The 20,968-nt window shown below is 44.7% G+C and carries 17 protein-coding genes and 2 pseudogenes; 2 read left to right on the forward strand and 17 right to left on the reverse strand.

Features of this window, described 5'->3' with window-relative positions:
* Positions 1–17: 17 nt before the first annotated feature.
* From dnaB to M1D98_RS13755, 5 genes and pseudogenes are all read right to left on the reverse strand, one after another.
* Positions 18–1,439 carry a replication initiation membrane attachment protein DnaB gene (gene dnaB / locus M1D98_RS13735; RefSeq protein WP_010329701.1) on the reverse strand — a complete coding sequence of 474 codons (1,422 nt, stop codon included), beginning with the start codon at positions 1,437–1,439 and terminating at the stop codon, positions 18–20.
* A 114-nt stretch (positions 1,440–1,553) separates the two neighbouring features.
* Positions 1,554–2,012 carry a transcriptional regulator NrdR gene (gene nrdR / locus M1D98_RS13740; protein ID WP_010329700.1) on the reverse strand — a complete coding sequence of 153 codons (459 nt, stop codon included), beginning with the start codon at positions 2,010–2,012 and terminating at the stop codon, positions 1,554–1,556.
* 269 nt (positions 2,013–2,281) lie between these two features.
* Positions 2,282–2,662 carry an adenosylmethionine decarboxylase gene (speD, locus tag M1D98_RS13745; protein ID WP_003223584.1) on the reverse strand — a complete coding sequence of 127 codons (381 nt, stop codon included), beginning with the start codon at positions 2,660–2,662 and terminating at the stop codon, positions 2,282–2,284.
* Positions 2,663–2,900: 238 nt separating this feature from the next.
* The gene (locus M1D98_RS13750; protein ID WP_268559718.1) at positions 2,901–3,923 is read right to left on the reverse strand and encodes a glyceraldehyde-3-phosphate dehydrogenase; all 1,023 of its coding nucleotides are present in this window, start codon (positions 3,921–3,923) and stop codon (positions 2,901–2,903) included.
* 204 nt (positions 3,924–4,127) lie between these two features.
* Positions 4,128–4,507 (reverse strand): annotated as a pseudogene (locus tag M1D98_RS13755) (winged helix-turn-helix transcriptional regulator).
* 226 nt (positions 4,508–4,733) lie between these two features.
* Here M1D98_RS13755 and M1D98_RS13760 point away from each other — a divergent pair.
* Positions 4,734–5,029: pseudogene (locus tag M1D98_RS13760) on the forward strand (aldo/keto reductase); the annotation flags it as partial.
* 299 nt (positions 5,030–5,328) lie between these two features.
* On the opposite strand, the gene coaE reads toward M1D98_RS13760, so the two are convergent.
* The 10 genes from coaE to M1D98_RS13810 form a co-directional block, all read right to left on the reverse strand.
* Complete coding sequence (coaE, locus tag M1D98_RS13765; RefSeq protein WP_435576448.1) at positions 5,329–5,922, reverse strand: dephospho-CoA kinase; 594 nt, start codon at positions 5,920–5,922, stop codon at positions 5,329–5,331.
* A gap of 15 nt (positions 5,923–5,937) precedes the next feature.
* On the reverse strand, positions 5,938–6,570 hold the full coding sequence (ytaF, locus tag M1D98_RS13770) for a sporulation membrane protein YtaF (RefSeq protein ID WP_121643063.1): 633 nt from the start codon (positions 6,568–6,570) through the stop codon (positions 5,938–5,940).
* 169 nt (positions 6,571–6,739) lie between these two features.
* Complete coding sequence (gene mutM / locus M1D98_RS13775; protein ID WP_268522167.1) at positions 6,740–7,567, reverse strand: DNA-formamidopyrimidine glycosylase; 828 nt, start codon at positions 7,565–7,567, stop codon at positions 6,740–6,742.
* A gap of 22 nt (positions 7,568–7,589) precedes the next feature.
* A complete protein-coding gene (gene polA / locus M1D98_RS13780; protein WP_010329693.1) occupies positions 7,590–10,232 on the reverse strand; it encodes a DNA polymerase I in 2,643 nt (880 codons plus the stop codon).
* A gap of 241 nt (positions 10,233–10,473) precedes the next feature.
* Entirely contained in the window at positions 10,474–12,213 is a 1,740-nt protein-coding gene (gene phoR, locus M1D98_RS13785) for a sensory box histidine kinase PhoR (RefSeq protein ID WP_121643065.1), read from the reverse strand.
* The gene (phoP, locus tag M1D98_RS13790; RefSeq protein WP_039074737.1) at positions 12,206–12,928 is read right to left on the reverse strand and encodes a two-component system response regulator PhoP; all 723 of its coding nucleotides are present in this window, start codon (positions 12,926–12,928) and stop codon (positions 12,206–12,208) included. Before phoP ends, phoR begins: the two co-directional genes overlap by 8 nt.
* Positions 12,929–13,140: 212 nt before the next feature.
* Positions 13,141–14,079 (reverse strand): malate dehydrogenase, encoded by a 939-nt coding sequence (gene mdh, locus M1D98_RS13795; RefSeq protein ID WP_010329690.1) that lies wholly within the window; start codon positions 14,077–14,079, stop codon positions 13,141–13,143.
* 43 nt (positions 14,080–14,122) lie between these two features.
* Complete coding sequence (gene icd, locus M1D98_RS13800) at positions 14,123–15,394, reverse strand: NADP-dependent isocitrate dehydrogenase (protein ID WP_010329689.1); 1,272 nt, start codon at positions 15,392–15,394, stop codon at positions 14,123–14,125.
* A gap of 164 nt (positions 15,395–15,558) precedes the next feature.
* A complete protein-coding gene (gene citZ, locus M1D98_RS13805; RefSeq protein ID WP_039074738.1) occupies positions 15,559–16,677 on the reverse strand; it encodes a citrate synthase in 1,119 nt (372 codons plus the stop codon).
* A gap of 330 nt (positions 16,678–17,007) precedes the next feature.
* Positions 17,008–17,472, reverse strand: coding sequence for a DUF441 domain-containing protein (locus tag M1D98_RS13810; protein ID WP_121643067.1), 465 nt, complete (start codon positions 17,470–17,472; stop codon positions 17,008–17,010).
* A 96-nt stretch (positions 17,473–17,568) separates the two neighbouring features.
* Between M1D98_RS13810 and ytvI the strand changes: the two genes are divergently transcribed.
* The gene (gene ytvI, locus M1D98_RS13815; protein WP_010329686.1) at positions 17,569–18,684 is read left to right on the forward strand and encodes a sporulation integral membrane protein YtvI; all 1,116 of its coding nucleotides are present in this window, start codon (positions 17,569–17,571) and stop codon (positions 18,682–18,684) included.
* 30 nt (positions 18,685–18,714) lie between these two features.
* On the opposite strand, the gene M1D98_RS13820 is transcribed toward ytvI, so the two are convergent.
* Both M1D98_RS13820 and pyk read right to left on the reverse strand, forming a co-directional pair.
* The gene (locus M1D98_RS13820) at positions 18,715–19,098 is read right to left on the reverse strand and encodes an FxsA family protein (RefSeq protein WP_010329685.1); all 384 of its coding nucleotides are present in this window, start codon (positions 19,096–19,098) and stop codon (positions 18,715–18,717) included.
* 93 nt (positions 19,099–19,191) lie between these two features.
* Entirely contained in the window at positions 19,192–20,949 is a 1,758-nt protein-coding gene (gene pyk / locus M1D98_RS13825; protein WP_121643068.1) for a pyruvate kinase, read from the reverse strand.
* Between the last annotated feature and the right edge of the window lie 19 nt (positions 20,950–20,968).

Raw genomic sequence — 20,968 nt, forward strand, 5'->3', positions numbered from 1 at the left:
ACCCCGCATCTCTGTCTTTAATAGGCAGAGTATTTTTTGAGTTTTTCCATTTCTTCCATCATCTTTTTCTTCTGTTCTTCCAGATCCTGCGGTTGCAGCTTTTGCTGTCCGGATTCTGGATCGGACGCTGTCTCCTTTTCTTTCATCCAATCAGGAAGTTTTTCTTCGCGAATCACTTTTTGGTTTCGTTTTGAAGGCTGATTTGTTTTCCCTTCAGCCCATTCAAGATATTGGCGGTTTTCTTCTATCGCGAGCCTCATCGCTTCTCTGACCGTTTTCACCTTTTTGCGCGCCCAATGCGAGGCAATTTTTTGGATATAGTTTTTCGACAGCTTCATGTCGGTTTTCAGCATGACGTAATAAATCAACACATTTGTAACGCCTGGCTCGAGCTTTTGTTCAAACATAATTTCTTCTATGATTTTCAGATCTGCTTTTGACGGCTCTGTTCCATCGGCAATGTCCTGCAAAAGCTTCTTCGGAGAAATCGTCTCCAGCAAGGCGATCAGCTTCCCGTCCAACGAATCCTCTTCCGCCGGTTTTTCGCCCTCACGCAGATGCACCGGCTGTGTTTTTTCCACGATGTTTGGCAGCTGTCCGTTTCTTTCAATTTGATACCAGTCGCTGGCCGCTTTTCTTAAAGCCTCCGACGTAATCACGTCACGTTCATCAATCGCGCTCATCACAACATTTTGCATCTGCAGCGGATCTATTCCGTACAGATAAGAAAGCTTTTTGATTGTGTCCCGCACCTGCTGGGTCATCGCTTTTCTCGGAATCATCGTCTCAGAAAGACCCGCTAAAAACAAATCAAAATCAAACACATCCTCCGTTATGGTGTAGGACGGAGCTTGTCCGACAGAAGTATATTCTGTGCCCGGGGCAAGTCTCACTGTTTCCTCCATATCAGATGTAAGCTTCCATTCACTCGGCTGCAGTGATTCAAACGCATGATTAAACGGACGCGTAATGTCTTTGGCATCCTCTGAAACGGCGGGGTGCGTGAAAAATTGTTTTAATTGCTGGTATTTTGTTTTTCCGACTCTATTATACAGAAAAACATTCAGCATCCCGTCTTCAAAAAACTCATTTGGCCTGAGCGGCGGAAGGATTTCATATATAAAGAGGCGCTCCTGCCGCTCGGACTCTTTCATATATACTTTTAGCAATCCGATGCCCTCGAGCTTCCCCTGTTCCTGATGGATTGTTTTTAAGTTAGACTGTGTCATCCCCATCAGCTGTCTATGTGTGGACTCGCCGCCCCACAGACGGTTTTGTTCCAGCTCTCCCCACAATGTCATATAAAGTGAGAATGCAACAGGGCCGATTAAGGGCTGATACAGTTGTGTGATAATTTGTCTGTCTATATCCTGCAGCATCGATCTGCTTTTGACCACATACGGATCTACAGGCAGTACATCTTTCCAATAGTCAGCCATACATTCTCAAACCTTCCGAATTTGTTTCTACCTTTCATTTTACACCGTTTCGCATATCTATCAAATGCCAATTTTGCACATGAGAAAAGAGCTAGAAGAATCCTCTTAGCTCTTTTACCGCTCTTTCTTTATTAAGTCTTTTAATTCGTCGATAAAGACGTTTATATCTTTAAACTGCCGATAGACTGACGCGAACCGCACATAAGCGACCTCATCAATCTTAGCCAGCCGATCCATGACCATTTCCCCGACGAGCTCGCTTTTCACCTCAGAGCAGCCTTGATTGCGAAGTTCTTTTTCAATATCAAAGCACATGTCTTCAAGCGTTTTGAGTGGAACAGGTCTTTTTTCGCATGCTTTTATGAGGCCGCGCAGCATTTTTTCTCTGCTGAATTCCTCCCGCACGCCTTCTTTTTTCACGACGATGAGCGGGGTTTCCTCCACTTTCTCAAAGGTGGTAAACCGGTAATGGCAGGATTCGCACTCCCGTCTTCGCCGAATGGATTTTCCGTCATCCACAGGACGTGAATCTAGGACCCGCGTACCGTTATGCTGGCATGAAGGACATTTCAATAAAATCAGCTCCCAACTATTTCGTTCCCTGGAATGTATTTTCGGCAGCCTCCGCCTTTTTAAAATAGATGTGACATCTGTCGGGAGAGCCGTTGTGTAAAGCTGTATCTACAGCATCAGGTGGTTTGTGAAAATCTCTTTCTATTTTACAAAAAAAAAGAAAAAAGAAAAAGCTGACAGCTTTATTTCTTTATAAAAAATAAAAGGAGCATAAGCTAAAAAGCGCATAACGGCTTTCTAGCTTGCTCCCTTTGTGTTCGTGTTTCCTTTTATAGTACTTTCGCTTGTGCCTGTTTAATTTGCACAGGCCCCATTCCTCTTGGTATTTCAATGTTTTCTCTTGTATCAGCATGTAATGCCTCTGCGATGTAGTCAGCAGCGACATTAGGATCTAAGTCTCCACAAGTATAAACATCAATGCTCGCATATCCGTGCTCAGGAAAACTGTGAATCGTTAAATGTGATTCAGAAATAATCACAACTCCGCTTACGCCTTGCGGTGCAAATTTGTGAAATGCAACCTCGCGCACCTCAGCACCTGATTTTAGAGCAGCATTTACAAACGTTTTTTCAATAAAATCCATGTCATTCAGCTTATCAAAATCGCATCCCCATAGCTCAGAGATAACGTGACGCCCCATTGTTTCCATAGTCATGGACCCCCCTTAACAAGAATTAAAAAGTGAAATTCCAACAACTGGGTCGGCCATTTACCACGGGGGAAAGTTAGTCCGGAGAGGTCCTAACCCTTTAAGTAATTCCGAAACAGTCTCAAGCAAGAAGTTCACGAAAAATAGTATACTGTGTTTAAGTCTAATTTGCAAGGTGCGTTTTTTCAGAAATATGCTGTTAAGGGTTTTTTCTTCAAAAAGCGTCCATGACCTTATTTTATACAGCAGACGGATGTTTCATTCGTGCCGCTACATGGCGGATCAGATCAACGACTCTGCAGGAGTAGCCCCATTCGTTATCATACCAAGCGAGCACCTTTATTTTTCTGTCTTCCATTACCATTGTCGTAAGCCCGTCAATGACCGCTGAATGCGGATTTGTATTATAGTCAGTCGAAACGAGCGGTTCATCAGAATAATCAAGAACACCGTACATCGACGTTTTGGCAGCACGTTTAAATGCCTCATTTACCTCTTCAGCGGTTACGTCCATTTTCAGATCGACAACGAGATCAACCAATGAGACGTTCGGAACAGGGACGCGCAAGGCAAGGCCGTGAAGCTTTCCTTTCAGATGTGGCAGCACGAGCGAAAGCGCCTTTGCCGCTCCTGTTGTCGTCGGAATGATGGATTCACCGCATGCGCGCGCCCGGCGCAAATCTTTGTGGGGATTATCAATATTTTTCTGGTCATTTGTATACGCGTGAACTGTGGTCATCAGCCCGCTTTCAATGCCAAATTCTTCATCCAGCACTTTTACAACAGGCGCAAGGCAGTTTGTCGTGCATGACGCATTTGAAATAATGACATGGCGATCGGCGTCGAATTGGTCCTCATTTACTCCCATCACTATGGTAACGTCTTCATTTTTTCCCGGAGCAGTCAAAATGACTTTTTTCGCGCCCGCTTCTATATGGCCCATCGCTTTATCCTTCGAATTAAATTTTCCTGTCGCTTCCACGACAATGTCAATCTCATATTCCCGCCAAGGCAGCTGTTTTGGATCACGGCTATTTAACAGAAGCACTTTCTTCCCATTTACGATCAGGCTGTTTTCATCAACCACAACCTCTTTGTGGTACCTGCCGTGAATTGTGTCATACTTTATTAAATGAGCCAGCGTTTCTGCGGAATAGCTGGCGTTAATGGCCACTACTTGAATTTGATCGTCTACCATCGCTTTTCTAAAAACCATTCTTCCGATTCTTCCAAACCCGTTGATCGCTACTTTTACCTTCATGTTGGACACCCCTTATCAATTATGCCATCCTAATTTGTTATAATCTTTAATTAGTATAACACATTAAAATAAATTCGCCAGTACATATTGATAAAAATCAACGATTACAACGCTAATTTATGATGCACGATATATTTTCTTGCACACAAATTTAGTTTGAGAATCAAAAAGCAGCCAGCGCTTCGCACTGACTGCCCCCATTGTTTATGATTCCTGTTTTAACTTATCATTGAGCACACTTTCTTCTAGCACTGAAAATGTATCCTCGTACACTCTGTTAATATGGTTCGCCCCCCAATCACACAGCATATCTAAAATCCCTTCTAAGCTGCGGCCGTATTCGCTGAGCTCGTACTCCACTTTGGAAGGCACCTGATTGTACACGATCCGGTTAATAACGCCGTCCACTTCCAGCTCACGCAGCTGCTGGGTCAGCTTTTTTTGCGTGATGTTGGGCATCAGGCGCTTTCATCACTCGTGTGTTTTTTTCCGTGCGTCAGATGGCATAAAATAACGAATTTCTACTTCCTTCCAATCACTTCAAGAGTCGCTTCAACAGAAATGTTATATTTTTTCTTCTCCATACAATCCATTCTCCTCACAGGCACCAAAAAGTGTCTATAGCACTTAAAAGTACGTACTTTTCTTTCCTAACGAAATGTTTCATAATCACATTTGCCGGCTGATTTGAATCTGCTCTTTTTTATTTATATAGCTTGCTCGACAGAATTTCAATCATACAACACATCATACAAAGGAGGAACATGATGACTTCAGCCAAAAAAAGCAGCATTCCCGCACTTCTGATCTATGATCAATCAAATGGAATTTCACCCGCACCTTAAACAAAAAGGGCTGATGGTATACTGCAAAAAACAAGGCATCCAGAGGGAAGCTTGGTCACCTTTCATGCAGGTGCAGCTGTCTGGATCACCCTGTACTGGCTGACATTGCTCAAAGATATAACAAATCTGCAGCATGGCATCATAACGATTCCTAAATCAACAAAGGAACACTCATAAAAGAAAATGCCGCGTATTTGACTTTGCATCGATGCGCTGAATGAAAACCTGCGCGTTGGCCCTGATCCGGAAAACTTTAATTTTTCATGTCAAAAAACACCGTTCGTATTGAACGGTGTTCAGATTGTTGACAAAGTCCTAAAACGGTTTTCGTTTTTAGGATTTTGTCATCTATTCAGCGTGATTGAACCTTGAAGTCCAGGAAGGCCGAGCATCGGAGCAGACTTTCACAGGATGTGATGACGGCGGCGTTTAGGCAGGACGCCTAAGCATTTAGCCGCCGTTCCTTTCGTCTTTCGTGAGCACCGACGCCTAGGCCTGACAACGAATGCGAGGGTTTGTCGACACGCTGAAACACTGTCCGTATTAAACGGGGTTTTGTATTATGCCCAGCTGCTGATGTTTTCATCAAGCTGCCTTCTGGTCTCTTCAAGCGTGCCGCTGTTATCGATGACTCGATCTGCTCTCGCTGTTTTTTCCTCTAAGGGCATTTGAGAGCGGATACGGCTGACTGCTTCTTCTTCCGTCAGCTGATTGCGCTTCATCAGACGCTCGAGCTGAAGCTCTTTTGTCACACTGACCACAATAATTTTATCAACTAAAGATTCCAATTTGCTTTCGAACAAAAGCGGGATATCCAATACAACAAATGCCTCCCGGTTCGCGATGGCTTCATCACGGCGCTTGAGCATTTCCTGCCTGACTGCGGGATGAACAATCGCATTTAAGGCGAGACGCTTTTGTTCATTTGTAAATACCAGCGCCCCTAGCTTTTTCCGATCTATATCACCGTTTGGGAGCAGTATGTCTTCACCAAATTCGTCAATGATTTGCCGGTAGGCCGGCATCCCTTTTTCTACCGCTTGTTTTGCAATGATATCTGCATCAATAACTGTAATCCCTTTATCAATCAACATATTGGCAACCGTGCTTTTGCCGCTAGCTATTCCTCCCGTTAAACCAATGACTAAGGTCAAGAGATCCACTCCTTTTTACATTTTCCAGATCCCGATCGTGATCAGCAGAAGCCCCGGCAAAAACGCCATTTTATCGATCCATTTCCACTTAGACAGAAAATGGCCGGCGTTGATTCCGATTGATACAAACAGCGAGCTCATGATCGCCACGGCGATGCTCATCACAATTGGTGAAAAACCGAGAATGGCTGCCCCTATCCCTGCTCCGAAGGCATCAATCGATAAGGCAAATCCCAATAAGACCGCCTCAATTCCAGTAATCACACCCGATTTGTCAATATCCGCACTCATAGGTTTTCTCAAAATATGAATTACAATCCCTAAAGACCGAACCTCTAAATTGAGCAGCGTTTTCTCATGCAATAAGTATTCTTTGTCTTTTGCCGGCTTGAAAAATTGATACAGAACCCACGCACCGATTCCGATCAATATCAACCCGCCAAGCTTCTCCGTTACATATACAGGAAAAAACTTTGTGAGAAAGCTTCCGATCAGCATGGATATAAACATGACAGCACCGGAACAGCAGGCGATAACCAAAATCGCTTTAAACGGTATTTTCATTTTTCTCAATCCGTACGTAAATCCGACCGAAAAACTGTCCAAGCTGACAGCCAACGCCAGCAGCAGTATAGAAACCATTTGCATAGCCGTTTCTTCCTTTCTGTTGGTGCTCTTATATCAGATGTGAAATGCCCGGGATTCATCACAATCATGTATATGGCAAAGTGAAAAATCCGTGTTTCAAAAATGGCAATTCCTACTCGTACAGAGTTACTGATATATGCACTGACAGCTTGGACAAAGAAGCTTTATGCTACTTTTTCTGGCATTTCGCGCAAAAATGCGTGCCCCTGCCTCCGACGACAATTTTTGAGATCATCGTTCCGCAATTTTTGCAAGGTTCGTCTTTTTTTCCGTACACAAAATGCTGCAGCTGAAACATTCCGATTTCCCCTTGGGAGTTGATATACGAGCGGACTGTGCTGCCGCCCGCGTCAATCGCCTCCTGCAAGGTGTTTTTGATTTCAGCGTGAAGCGTTTCAATTGTTTTTCCAGATAACGCATTTGCTTTCGTCTCGGGATGGACACCCGCTCTAAAAAGAGCCTCATCCACATAAATGTTCCCAAGTCCGACAACCGTTTTCTGATCCAGAAGAGCGGTTTTGACAGCGCGGTTTGTTTTGGCAAGCCGCTCTTTCAAATACACACTCGTAAATTCTTCTGCGTCTGGCTCCGGCCCTAACTGAGAAAGCGGGAGCTCACCCGCTTCCTCTCCCGGTTTAAATAAATGCATGGTTCCAAACTTCCGCACATCCCTGTAACGAAGCTGGGTTCCGTCTGTCATCGTGAATATGACATGCACGTGTTTATCGTCCGGCTCCTCCGCTTGATGAAGCCCGTATTTCCCTTCCATTCGAAGGTGGGAAACCATGACATAATGATTTAAATGAAACAGCAAAAACTTTCCCCGTCTTCCGATAGACTGTATCGTTTCTCCTGCTAGATTTCGCGCAAATTCCTCCGGTTCGGCAGGCCGTTTGATGATATTCGGCCATCTGATCTCTACCGATTTGATTGTTTTTCCCTTTACAAGCCCGGTCAGAGTGCGCCGGACCGTTTCAACCTCTGGTAATTCCGGCACATCCATCACTTCCTATCTCTGTTTATTTCGCATCATACCAAGATGGGCCTGAGGAAAAGTCCACCTTTAACGGCACATCTAATGCAAGCGCATGCTCCATCACTTCAGGAACAAGCTTTTCAAGAATTTCAATTTCTTCCTGCGGCGCTTCAAAAATCAATTCATCGTGCACTTGAAGCAGCAGTCTTGCTTTCAGCTGTTTTTCTTTTAGCTTGGCAGCCATATCAATCATGGCTTTTTTGATGATATCAGCGGCGCTTCCTTGAATCGGCGTGTTCATTGCCGTCCGCTCCGCAAAACTGCGGATATTAAAGTTTCGGCTCGTCAGCTCAGGAATGTAGCGGCGGCGATGCATAAGCGTTGTCACGTATCCTTTTTGCTTCGCGTCCTGAACTGAATCTTCCATGTACGCTTTTACGCCTTGGAAGCTTTCCAAATAGCGGTCAATGAATGCGCCGGCTTCCTTCCGGGTAATACCGAGGTTCTGTGACAACCCGTAATCGCTGATGCCGTACACAATGCCAAAGTTGACCGCTTTCGCCTGGCGTCTCATCGCAGATGTCACTTCATCCTCGGCAACATGGAACACATCCATTGCCGTTTTCGTATGAATATCCATATCATTTGTAAAAGCTTCGATTAGATTTTCATCCTTAGAAATATGGGCAAGCACCCGCAGCTCGATTTGCGAGTAATCGGCTGCAAAAATGAGCCAATCGTTTTCAGACGGAACAAAAGCTTGGCGGATTTTGCGCCCTTCTTCAAGCCTGATCGGAATGTTTTGCAGATTCGGATCAGTCGAGCTGAGACGGCCTGTTTGCGTTAAAGCCTGGTTAAAACGTGTGTGCACCTTGTGTGAATCCTGTCTCGTCACCTTTAAGAGCCCTTCAATATATGTTGATTGAAGCTTGCCAATTTGTCTGTATTGCAAAATATAGTCGACAATGTCATGCTTGTCAGCCAGCTTTTCAAGCACATCGGCAGACGTTGAATAACCTGTTTTTGTTTTTTTCACGACTGGCAGGCCGATTTTTTCAAACAAGATGACGCCAAGCTGTTTCGGAGAATTGATGTTAAACGGCTCTCCCGCAATCTCATGGATTTTTTCTTCATATTCCTTCAGCTTCGCGCCCAGTTCTTCACCCATCCGTTTTAAACGGTCAACATCGACCTTGACGCCCGTTGATTCCATTTCGCCGAGAATCAGCGCAAGCGGCATTTCAAGATCTTCAAACAGTTCAAGCTGATCGTTGTTCTCCAGCTCCTGAACGAGCTTTTCACGGAGGGCTTGAATCGCTAACGCTTTTCGGACAAGGTGCTCAGACAGTTCATTTTCTGGCGGCACCGCGCGTTTTGCTCCTTTGCCGTAAACTGATTCGTCACTTGAAACGAGATGCAAGCCGTAATCCTTCGCCACACTGGCAACGTCGTCATATGAATTGGCCGGATTGATGATATAAGCAGCAAGAAGCGCATCAAACTCCGCCCCTTTTAGCTCAATGCCCTGCCAGCGCAAAGCGACGACAGCCCGCTTGCTGTCGAAGACCCATTTCTTCTGCTTGTCATCCTCCACCCATTCCTTAAAAACTTCAGAGTCTACAGCAATGTCTTTCGGAATAAAATAAGATCCTGTTTCATTTACGATTGAAAATCCGAGAATCGGCTCTTCATGATAATTATCGCCAATCTGTTCAACGACAAAAGCGGATGGAGAAACCAACATACCGCTTGTCACGCCTGTGACGGTATTGACATTTATTTCTTCTAACGCCTGTTCCTGCTCCGCTTCTACACTATCTTCACCAAGACGTTCAAGAAGCGTGTTGAATCCAAGATCTTTAAAGATGGAAATGACCTGTTCACGGTGAAAACCTTGATATTCCAGCCCGGAAACGGATACCTCAATCGGCGCATCCGTCATGATTGTTGCAAGCTCCTTGCTCATCAATGCCTGATCCTTAAACTCCTCAAGCTTTTCCTTCAATTTCTTCCCGCTCACCTCGTCAATAGACTCCAGCAGTTTTTCAACGGAGGCGAACTGTTTTAGAAGCTTAATGGCTGTCTTTTCTCCTACGCCGGGCACACCCGGGATATTATCCGAGGAATCGCCCATCAGGCCTTTCATGTCAATGATTTGCTCTGGCGTCAGCCCGTACTTCTCTTTGACGTGCTCCGGTGTGTAAAACTCAACATCGGTAATTCCTTTTCTCGTAATGGCAACTGTCGTTTGATCTGTTGCCAACTGAGTTAAATCCTTATCTCCTGAGAAAACCTTTACTTCAAATCCGTCTTTTTCAGCCGATTTGGCAAGTGTGCCGATAATATCATCGGCCTCGTATTGCTCCAGTTCATAGCGGCTGATCTGATACGCATCCAGCAGCTCGCGGATAAACGGCATTTGTTCGGAAAGCTCAGGCGGGGTTTTCTGTCTGCCGCCTTTATATTCTTTAAATGTGCCGTGGCGAAATGTTGTTTTCCCGGCATCAAATGCAACCAGCATGTGCGTCGGTTTTTCGTCCTCAAGCATCTTCATCAAAATCATCGCAAAGCCGTATACGGCATTCGTATGAACACCTTTATCATTGCTTAACAGCGGCAAGGCAAAAAACGCCCGGTAAGCCAAACTGTTTCCGTCTACAAGCACTAATTTTTTTCGTTCCGTCATTCAATATCCTCCTAAGAAGCCTCAGGCTTCCGTTCATCTCTTACATAGTCATTAGCTCCTCTTATTTTAACAAAGTTCAATTTGAAAGGAAAATCCGTGAACTGCGAGAAGACACAAAAAAGGACGGGAACACAAAAAGGTTCCCGCCGTCAAAATTGGCTCCTTGGATGAAGGGGTTCTACTACATCCTACCAGCATAGGTTTAACAGTGCATGAAGATATTGTTAAACCTTTGTAAACATTAGGCGGACGTTTCAGCAGCACGTTTCAGCGTCACGGTAAAGACTGTTCCCCTTCCAGGCTCGCTTGTGACATCGATTTTCCCTCCATGAGCCTCTATTAAATGCTTGACGATCGCAAGACCCAGACCGGTTCCGCCTGAATTCCTGCTTCTGTCTTTATCTACACGGTAAAAACGTTCGAAAATGCGCGGAATTTCTTCTTTCTGAATGCCGATTCCGGAATCGGCAACTTCAATTTGAATGTCGTTTTCTCTGGGCTTCACATTGATCGCTACAGAGCCTCCCTCAGGCGTGTAGGTTAACGCATTGTTTACGAGATTAAGGAAGACCTGTTTCAGCCTGTGCGGGTCACCCGATACATAAAGCGGGTCTTTCGGGACGTTCAGTTGTAAGAAGATGCCTTTCTCATCAGCCTTATGCTTAAGAAGCGTTTCAATCTCACTAAGCATTTTGGCTGGCTCAAACCTTTCAATGCTGAGCGTGAAATTTTGCTGCTCGATTTTTGAGAGATCGAGCAGATCCTGAACCAAAGACTGAAGCCTTTCGCTTTCCTTTAGAATAATAGAGAGAAACTCAGAAAGTGCTTCTTTGTCCTCCATCGCCCCGTCCAATAACGTCTCCGTAAACCCTTTAATAGACGTAATCGGCGTTTTCAGCTCATGAGAAACATTGGCCACAAAATCCTTTCTCATCTGCTCTAACTTCTTCGTCTCCGTCATGTCATGGAAAACAAGCACAATTCCTTTCCATTCATCGTCCGGCCCCATAATCGGAACGCCATCCACCTCAAAATAACGCCGTTCAATTTTGATCGGTAGCCTTAACAGCTTGCATTTCTTTGTCTCCGTCATAAAAATGTCTTCGACAAGCTGGATCACTTCTTCATGTTCAAACGCATCATGATAAAGACGGCGCAGCATTTGATTTGAATTGATATGAAATTGCTTGGCGTAAGACCTGTTTACGAGATTGATAAAGCCTCTTCCATCAATCATAATCAGCCCCGAGCCGATATTTTCAATGACTGTCAGCAGCCGGTCCCGCTGCATTTCTTGCGTTCTCGTCATTTCCATCAGATTAACGGCAAGGCTGTTCATCGCACGGCCGAGCTTATCTGAGCGCCTGATATAGCCGCCGTACGTCCTGGCATCGTAGTTCCCCTTGGACAGCTCTGTTGCTACGTTTGTCGCTGCTTCAATTGATCTTTTGTAACGTGAGGTCATGCTGGAATAAAAATAAACAATGACGATAAATGCGGTACAAAGACTGGCCGTCAGCATCCCCCACATTTCGCCTTTTAAGCCGTAGCTTTTTTCAGAGGCAGAAAGCAGCACATATCCTGTTTTTTCCCCTTCGCTTCTAAGCGAAATTCCGTAATAAAGTTTGTTATCCGCTTTTGATAGGACACCCTCATGGCCAGAAACAAGCGCCTGCACCTTTTGTGAATCTGCCGCTCTCCCATTTGATCCGTACAGCACCTTGCCGTCTGTATCGATAACGGATGCGCTCACATCGAGCGCGCCGCCTGCATCTTTAATGATTTTCTTATTTTCTTGATGATTCAGGTTGCCGGCATCAAGAAGCGAAGCCATGTATTTGGCTTCTTTTTCAATGTGTTCCGCTGCTTTCCTTTGGCCAGATGTTTCAAAGAGCTGCTGCAAAAACAGCCCGAGGACAATAAACACCAGAATCATACAGACAACGAGTACAGAAAAAAGGCGCACACGGTATTTATTCATTCATTTTTGGCTCCTCCAATTTATACCCCAATCCCCTGATCGTTTTGATATAGATCGGTTTTTTTGTATTGCTTTCAATTTTGTCGCGGAGATGGCTGATATGAACATCAACAATTCTCGTATCTCCGGCAAAATCGTAATTCCAGACAGCGCTCAGCAGAAGATCTCTCGTCAGCACTCTGCCTTTATGTCTGCCCAAATAGAGCAGCAGTTCGAATTCTTTCGGTGTCAGCTCAAGCTGATTGTCTTTAAAGTATGCTTCATAATGATCAGGCAGAATTTTCAGATCGCCAATCGTAATCTGACCTTCTATTTCATCGTTCTTCAATTCACTAGAGGGCGCAGCCATTTCGGAACGCCTTAAAATCGCTTTGACTCTTGCATTCACTTCCCTTGGACTGAACGGCTTGGTCATATAATCATCAGCACCGAGCTCAAGCCCTAATACTTTGTCGAATTCCTCATCCTTCGCTGTCAGCATTAAAATCGGAAACATCAGTTTTTGCTGTCTCAGCTGCTTGCATACTTCGATTCCGTCCAGTTTTGGAAGCATCACATCCAGCACAATCAAATCGGGCTTCTCTGTTTCCGCTCTTTTTAGTGCTTCTTCCCCATCCGAGGCGGTAATGACATCATAGCCTGACCGTTCCAAATTGTACTGTAAAAGAGTAACAATAGATTCTTCATCATCCACAACTAAAATTTTCTTGTTCATGCTGTGCCTCCAGTATTATAATTCCCCGACATCCTATTTCTCTATTTTATGTCATCTTAACATGTTTCATGATTTTATTTTAGCGAAAGCAGGATATTCCGGCAATTCGCCTTTTATATCATTTTTAAACCAATTAAAGATATTAATGATAACGCTTACAATCCTAACAAAAAGAGAAAGGCTTCTAGTAAGCAAGCCTTTCTCTCTTTTTATTAAGATAATACTTTCATGACATTTTTGACAGATTCAACTGATTGATTCAGCTGTGCTCTTTCATAGTCAGTCAGTTCAAGTTCAATGATTTGCTCAAGACCATTGCCGCCTACAATGGTTGGAACACCAAGGTAGATGCCTTCATAGCCATATTCTCCTTCAAGATAAGCAATTGTAGGAAGGACGCGGCGCTGATCTTTCAGGATCGCTTCGACCATTTCTGACAGAGAAGCCGCAGGCGCATAGTACGCGCTTCCGTTTCCAAGAAGATTCACGATTTCGCCTCCGCCTTTTCTTGTGCGCTCCACAATGGCGTCAATCCGTTCTTTCGGAATCAGTGTTTCAAGCGGGATACCGCCGGCATAAGAATAACGCACAAGCGGCACCATATCATCACCGTGTCCGCCAAGAACGAAACCAGTCACATCTTTGACTGACAGGTTTAATTCTTCTGCCACAAATGTTCTGAATCTTGCCGTATCAAGCACGCCGGACTGGCCGATGACGCGCTCTTTAGGGAAGCCTGATTCTTTGTACACCGCGTATGTCATTGCATCAACAGGATTTGTCAGCACCACAATGATAGACTCAGGAGAATATTTCACGATTTCTCGTGTAACGCTTCTCATAATTTTTTCGTTTGTAGAGACTAGATCATCTCTGCTCATACCAGGTTTTCTTGCGATACCGGCTGTAATGACAACAATGTCAGAACCCGCTGTATCCTCATAATTGGATGTTCCCGTAATTTTCGCGTCAAAGCCTTGAACCGGGCTTGCTTCAAGCATATCAAGCGCTTTTCCCTTTGTCGGGTTCTCCAATTGCGGAATATCAACAAGAACAACGTCTGCCAACTCTTTTTGAGCGATTAAAAATGCGGTTGTCGCTCCGGTAAAACCTGCTCCGATAACAGAAACTTTTTTACGAGTATTTCCCATGTCTCTCTTCTCCTTTATGGCTAGTTTTAGGCTGTTTCCTTGCTTAGTCCATGTTTTTAATCAATTCTTCTCCGAACTCTGAACATTTCACTTCGGTCGCGCCGTCCATTAATCTGGCAAAATCGTAAGTTACGACTTTAGAAGCAATTGTGTTTTCCATAGATTTGATAACCAAATCAGCCGCTTCTTTCCATCCTAAATGCTCAAGAAGCAGAACGCCAGAAAGAATAACTGAGGATGGGTTTACTTTATCAAGGCCCGCATATTTAGGAGCCGTTCCGTGCGTCGCCTCGAAAATCGCATGCCCTGTTTCATAGTTGATGTTCGCCCCAGGAGCGATACCGATTCCGCCGACTTGCGCAGCAAGAGCATCAGAAATATAATCTCCGTTCAGGTTCATTGTCGCAACGACATCAAACTCGTTTGGACGCGTTAAGATCTGCTGAAGGAAAATGTCAGCAATGCTGTCTTTGATAATGATCTTGCCTGCTGCTTCCGCTTCGCTTTGCGCTTTATTCGCAGCGTCTTTTCCTTGTTCTTCAACAATGCGGTCATATTGAGCCCATGTGAAGACTTTATCTCCGTATTCTCTTTCAGCCAGTTCATAGCCCCAGTTTTTGAAGGCGCCTTCTGTGAACTTCATGATGTTTCCTTTGTGAACAAGCGTTACAGATTTGCGGCCGTGTTCAATTGCATAATCAATAGAAGCTCTGACCAGACGGCTCGTTCCTTCTTCAGAAACAGGCTTAATGCCGATACCTGATGTTTCTGGGAAACGGATTTTGTTGACGTTTAGCTCATTTTGCAGGAAGCTGATGAGCTTTTGCACTTCTTCAGAGCCTTTTGCGTACTCGATTCCTGCGTAAATATCTTCTGTATTTTCACGGAAGATGACCATATCAGTATCTTCAGGGCGTTTAACCGGTGACGGCACCCCAGTAAAGTATCTTACAGGCCTTAAGCAGACGAATAGGTCAAGCTCTTGTCTGAGCGCTACGTTCAAAGAGCGGATACCCCCGCCGACAGGTGTCGTTAACGGCCCTTTAATGGCGATGAAATATTCACGGATCACGTCCAATGTTTCAGCAGGCAGCCACTCACCTGTTTTATTATAAGCCTTCTCTCCGGCATAAACTTCTTTCCAAGTGATTTTCTTTTCGCCTTTGTATGCTTTTTCAACTGCTGCTTCCAAAACCTTAGAAGCCGCGTTCCAAATATCAGGACCGGTTCCGTCTCCTTCGATAAACGGGATAATCGGGTTGTTTGGTACGTTTAATACTCCGTTAGAGACTGTAATTTTTTCACCTTGTGCCACAATAAAAACCTCCCAGTATGTAATTCGTATTTAGAAAACATTTTACTTTTCTTCTATAAAAAACAAAATGATTTTTCCCAATATTCAATTTAAATTGTAAACCATTTTTGATGTTCTGAACAAGAGGCTAACTTCATCAACCCAAGCCAGCCTCCAGTGGTTCTTTAGGCTCTTTCTTCAATTGGAACAAACGTTTGTTTGTCCGGCCCTGTGTAATCTGCGCGAGGGCGGATCAGACGGTTGTTGTCATATTGCTCAAGAATGTGAGCAATCCAGCCGGACATTCTGCTTACAGCAAAAATCGGTGTGAATAAATCATGGTCTATGCCGAGGCTGTGATAAACAGAAGCCGAGTAGAAATCAACGTTAGGCGGCAGCTTTTTCTCTGATGTGACGATCTCTTCTACGCGAATCGACATCTCATACCATTTGCTTTCGCCTGTCAGGTTGGTCAGGCGCTTGCTCATTTCTTTCAGATGCTTCGCGCGCGGGTCGCCATGCTGATAGACGCGGTGGCCGAAGCCCATAATTTTTTCTTTCTTTTCCAGCTTTGCACGGATATACGGCTCAGCGTTTTCCACTTCGGCGATTTCTGTCAGCATTTTCATCACGCCTTCATTCGCCCCGCCGTGGAGAGGGCCTTTAAGCGCGCCGATTGCAGCAGTAATGCCTGAATAGATATCGGAAAGTGTTGCAACGCAGACCCTTGCTGTGAATGTTGATGCGTTGAGCTCATGGTCAGCATGTAAAATCAGCGCTTTGTTAAAGGCTTCAACCTCAATTGGCGAAGGCTCTTCACCGTTTAATGTGTAGAGAAAATTCTCTGCAATGCCGTAGTCCTCTCTCGGTTCAACAGGATCAAGGCCTTTGCGGATTCTGGAAAACGCTGCAACCAGGCCAGGCACCTTTGCCTGAAGGCGGATCGCCTTTCTGTAGTTGGCTTCCGGGTTCATGGTATCAGCCTCGCTGTCAAGCAGGCCCAGTAATGAAATTGCTGTCCGAAGAGCAGCCATGGGATGAACATTTTCGAGGGAATAAGATTTGAAGTGCTCAATAATTTCTTGCGGAACGGCAGCCTCCTTCGCAAACTGCTGCTTTAACTCTTCCAGCTCTTTTTTGTTTGGCAGCCTTAAATGCCAAAGCAAGTAGATGACTTCTTCAAAACTTGCATTCTCTGTTAAATCATCAATATCATACCCCACATATGTAAGGGTATCATCAATAATAGAACTAACAGATGATGTTGTTGCTACAACCCCTTCAAGACCGCGTGTCGCTGTCATATATAACATCTCCTTTTCAATAAATTTCCCCTTTAAGAGTGTTGTAAAAACATGAGGCTAACTTAAAAAGCATGATGCAAGTATTTCTCCCCCCAAAAGAAAATGCTTACATTTTACTGCCTGCTGGCAATGAAACCGCTTGCTTATGAAAGACCATAACAAATTCTTATAAGCTTATTTAAGTTTAAGCCTATTCTCATTATAAACAATAATCAGACATTTGTTAAATGTTTACCTATAATTTTTTTTTTCATTCTGTGATTTCACCGAAAAAACGCCTTTATTTGCGGGTTTTTGCATATAAAAAAAAGCGGCTTTCGGCCGCTTTTTTCACGAAGTGAACAGTTTTACAATCTGCATGGCGATATAAGCAATCCCCGCTCCGATCAGCGGTCCCACCGCCACTCCTCCAAAAAGCGCGACTGCGAGAATGGTCCCGATCACGAGTGCAGTTGTAATATGCGGGTCATTTTCCAACAACGTCAGGCCATTTTTGGCAATCAGCGCCACTGCAATCCCCGCTCCCAAGGCGATCCATGCATAGGAAGACCGCATTGCTTCTCCAAGCTGCTTGAACCCAATTTCACCGGTTGCAACCGGAACCAGAACGGCGATGGTAATAACGGTCACACCCCAGTTAATGCCTTTTGACTGGATGGTTGGCAATAATTTCTGGTCAAGTCCAATGATTTTGATGATCAAGAGGACGGATACAGCAAAAAGCAATGATTGATTTTTTGCGATAAGTGCGATAGCCAAGAGTAAAATTAAAAATAAATTCGCTTGTGTAAACACATGCCATCCCTCCTTTCAGATGAATGTATTCATACTCAGCCGGAGCGTGAATACATATAAAAAATAGGACATGCTGACGAGAGGAGGATTAATTTCATGAATCAATCTTATATCACTATTTTTTTCAGAACCCTCTTTGTCATATCAATTACCGCAGGAGTGATAGCTGCGGCCTATTATTCGTTTCCGTTAACTTATCCGTTCCTGATCGCCCTTATTCTATCATCAGCGATTCATCCTGTTGTCGACTATTTGGACAAGGTGACCGGGTTCCCCCGAACGCTAAACGTTCTGGGCGTGCTTGCTTTTTTTCTTCTCGCAGCCTTTGGCGTACTCACCATTTTGGTAGCCGAAATCGTGACAGGAACAGCCTATCTTGCAAAAACGCTGCCTCCGCATATCAGCACGTTTATCTCCTATTGCGAACAATTATTTACGACTCATATCCAGCCGCTTTATAACGAACTGACGGTTTTGTTTCAAGAATTAGAGACCAATCAGCAAGCTTCCATCGTCACTCATATTCAGACACTCGGTGATACCGCCGCCAAAAATGCCGGGCTGCTGTTGTCACACATATTAGAAATGATCCCGGGGTTTTTCGCGCTTCTTCCAAATACAGCAGCTGTTCTGATTTTTTCTCTTCTGGCAACTTTTTTTATGACAAAGGATTGGCACAAGCTGAAAGGCTTGTTCGTTTCAATTCTGCCGGATCAGGTTACAGCCAGCAGTCGAGCGATCAGCAATGAATTAAAAAAAGCAATGACCGGTTTTATCAAAGCGCAGGCCGTTCTCGTTTTTATTACAATGGTCATTGTATTTATCGGCCTTTCTCTCTTAAGCGTTGAACATGCCGCAACAATTGCTTTTTTAATAGGGCTTGTTGACCTTCTCCCTTATTTGGGTGCGGGCTCCGTATTTGTGCCGTGGATCTTGTATTTATCGGTTACAGGCCAGCTGCCTCAGGCCATCGGAATCGGCGTACTGTACCTTGTTGTTCTTATTCAGCGGCAGCTGACTGAACCAAAAATACTTAGTAAATCAATCGGCATCGATCCTTTGGCAACACTCATCTCTCTATTTGCCGGTTTTAAATTATTCGGATTTTTAGGACTCATTGCGGGGCCGGCTGTTCTCGTCATCATCCAAGCTTTCATCACAACGGGCACATGTAAGGAAATATGGTCGTATATCACCGTTCAGCAAAAATAAAACAGCAGCCCATATTCATGGCTGCCGTTTTTATTTGATGATGATCCGTTTGTTCTTCGACATTCCTCTCAGCCATTTGAACAGAATCGGCTTCCACCAGCTGCGGGTAAACGGAATAAGTAAACAGGCGCCGGCCAAATCTGATAAAAAGCCCGGCAGCATCAGCAAAAGACCGCCAATGAAAATGCACAGGCCGTCAACAATCGTTTCTCCCGGCATCTTGCCATATTGAAGATCACGCTGAACCTTGTGATACACTTCGGTTCCTTGTTTTTTTGCAGCTGCTGCGCCGATAATGCCCGTCAGAATCATGAGAAGGACCGTCGGCAAAATGCCGATCAGCTTGCCTGAAAACAGGAAAATCCCGATTTCTATTGCCGGAAACACAATAAAAAGCAAAAATAAAAATCTCATATCCGAGCCCCCCACACGTGTAACACACCTCTGTCAATATAAGGCAAGATAAAGAGAAAAGGAAGGGATTCCCCCTTCCGTTTTCACCTGTGATTAAAGAACGCTCGCGCGGCCTTGGTAGACTGCCCCTCTGGATGCGTCAACTGTAATATCCTGGCCGTCTGTTAAAGTAGATGTCGCTTTTTCAAGGCCAACGATAACCGGAATGCCGAGGCTTAATCCGACTACCGCAGCATGGCTTGTCAAGCCGCCTTCTTCTGTAATAAGGGCAGACGCTTTTTCAAGAGATGCAATCATGTCACGGTCAGTGCTTTTAGTCACGAGTACCGCACCGTCAGTCATTTTTTGCTCAGCTTCTTTTGCATTTTGTGCAATGACAACCGGGCCAAACGCTGATTTGCGTCCGATACCTTGTCCTTTAGCGATGATATCGCCGACAGTGTAAACTTTCATTAAGTTCGTCGTGCCAGACTCACCGACAGTGCCTGCTGTAATAACGATCAGATCGCCGTGTTTTACAATTCCGCTGTTCAATGAATTTTGGACAGCATCCTCGAGCATTTCATCTGTTGTGTTTGCATTTTGGCCGCTTTCCGCGAATACGCCAGATACAAGCGCAAGTTTTCTGGAAACAGAATCATTCACAGTAACCGCAACAATCGGCGCCTGAGGACGGTATTTTGCGATCATGCGCGCTGTATGGCCGCTTTCAGTCGGTGTTACGATCGCAGCAGCGTTCAGGTTAATCGCAGTGTGCGCGACAGATTGTCCAATGGCGTCTGTAATCGTCATGCCTACTTGCCCTCTGCGTTTAGAAAGAATTTCTTTATGATTTAAAGCTTCTTCAGAACGGGACGCGATGTTGTGCATGGTTTGAACCGCCTCAACCGGATAACTTCCGGCAGCTGTTTCACCAGAAAGCATGATGGCGTCTGTGCCGTCGAAGATCGCGTTTGCAACGTCACTTGCTTCCGCACGAGTCGGACGCGGGTTGCGCTGCATGCTATCGAGCATTTGCGTCGCTGTAATAACAGGTTTTCCTAACGCGTTGCATTTTTTGATCAGTTCTTTTTGCACGAGCGGCACTTCTTCAGCTGGGATTTCCACGCCTAAGTCTCCACGTGCAACCATTAGGCCGTCAGACACTTCGAGAATAGCATCGATGTTGTCAACGCCCTCTTGGTTTTCGATTTTAGGGATGATTTGAATATCCTGTGCTTTGTGCTCTTCAAGAAGCTCACGGATTTCAAGCACGTCCGTGGAACGCCGTATGAAAGATGGGGCGATGAAGTCTACTCCCTGCTCAATACCGAAAACGATATCTCGTGCATCTTTTTCAGTGATACCCGGAAGATTGACGCTTACGCCTGGTACGTTAACACCTTTTTTGTTTTTGAGTGTTCCGTTGTTTAATACTTTTGTTTTGATTTCGCGTTTAGCGGCATCAACATCAAGCACTTCAAGGCCGATAAGTCCGTCATCTAACAGAATCGTTGAACCCTGTTCAACATCATCGACTAAACCTTCATAAGTCACTGAAATTTTATCTGTTGTTCCTACTACCTCGTCCATTGAAACGATAAGCTCTTTGCCTGTTTCAAGCTCAATGCCGCCGTTTTCCATTGTATGTGTGCGGATTTCAGGACCTTTTGTATCAAGCAGGATACCAACGTTTTTGCCTAGCTTTTTGCTTGCTTCACGGATATTTTTAATTCTTGCGCCATGCTCCTCAAAATCTCCGTGAGAAAAATTCAAACGAGCCACGTTCATTCCAGACTCCATTAATTTCGTAAGCATTTCAATGCTTTCACTTGCCGGACCAATGGTACATACAATTTTAGTTTTTCTCATTTGGTTCACTTCCTTCTGA

The organism is Bacillus sp. K7, from assembly GCF_053903245.1.

Coding starts and splice junctions, on each gene's coding strand:
- citZ (WP_039074738.1), bottom strand. CDS start 16,677: ATGACAGCGACACGCGGTCTTGAAGGGGTTGTAGCAACAACATCATCT.
- mdh (WP_010329690.1), bottom strand. CDS start 14,079: ATGGGAAATACTCGTAAAAAAGTTTCTGTTATCGGAGCAGGTTTTACC.
- phoP (WP_039074737.1), bottom strand. CDS start 12,928: ATGAACAAGAAAATTTTAGTTGTGGATGATGAAGAATCTATTGTTACT.
- speD (WP_003223584.1), bottom strand. CDS start 2,662: ATGGAAACAATGGGGCGTCACGTTATCTCTGAGCTATGGGGATGCGAT.
- dnaB (WP_010329701.1), bottom strand. CDS start 1,439: ATGGCTGACTATTGGAAAGATGTACTGCCTGTAGATCCGTATGTGGTC.
- ytvI (WP_010329686.1), top strand. CDS start 17,569: ATGAATCAATCTTATATCACTATTTTTTTCAGAACCCTCTTTGTCATA.
- phoR (WP_121643065.1), bottom strand. CDS start 12,213: ATGAATAAATACCGTGTGCGCCTTTTTTCTGTACTCGTTGTCTGTATG.
- M1D98_RS13820 (WP_010329685.1), bottom strand. CDS start 19,098: ATGAGATTTTTATTTTTGCTTTTTATTGTGTTTCCGGCAATAGAAATC.
- pyk (WP_121643068.1), bottom strand. CDS start 20,949: ATGAGAAAAACTAAAATTGTATGTACCATTGGTCCGGCAAGTGAAAGC.
- ytaF (WP_121643063.1), bottom strand. CDS start 6,570: ATGCAAATGGTTTCTATACTGCTGCTGGCGTTGGCTGTCAGCTTGGAC.
- M1D98_RS13750 (WP_268559718.1), bottom strand. CDS start 3,923: ATGAAGGTAAAAGTAGCGATCAACGGGTTTGGAAGAATCGGAAGAATG.
- polA (WP_010329693.1), bottom strand. CDS start 10,232: ATGACGGAACGAAAAAAATTAGTGCTTGTAGACGGAAACAGTTTGGCT.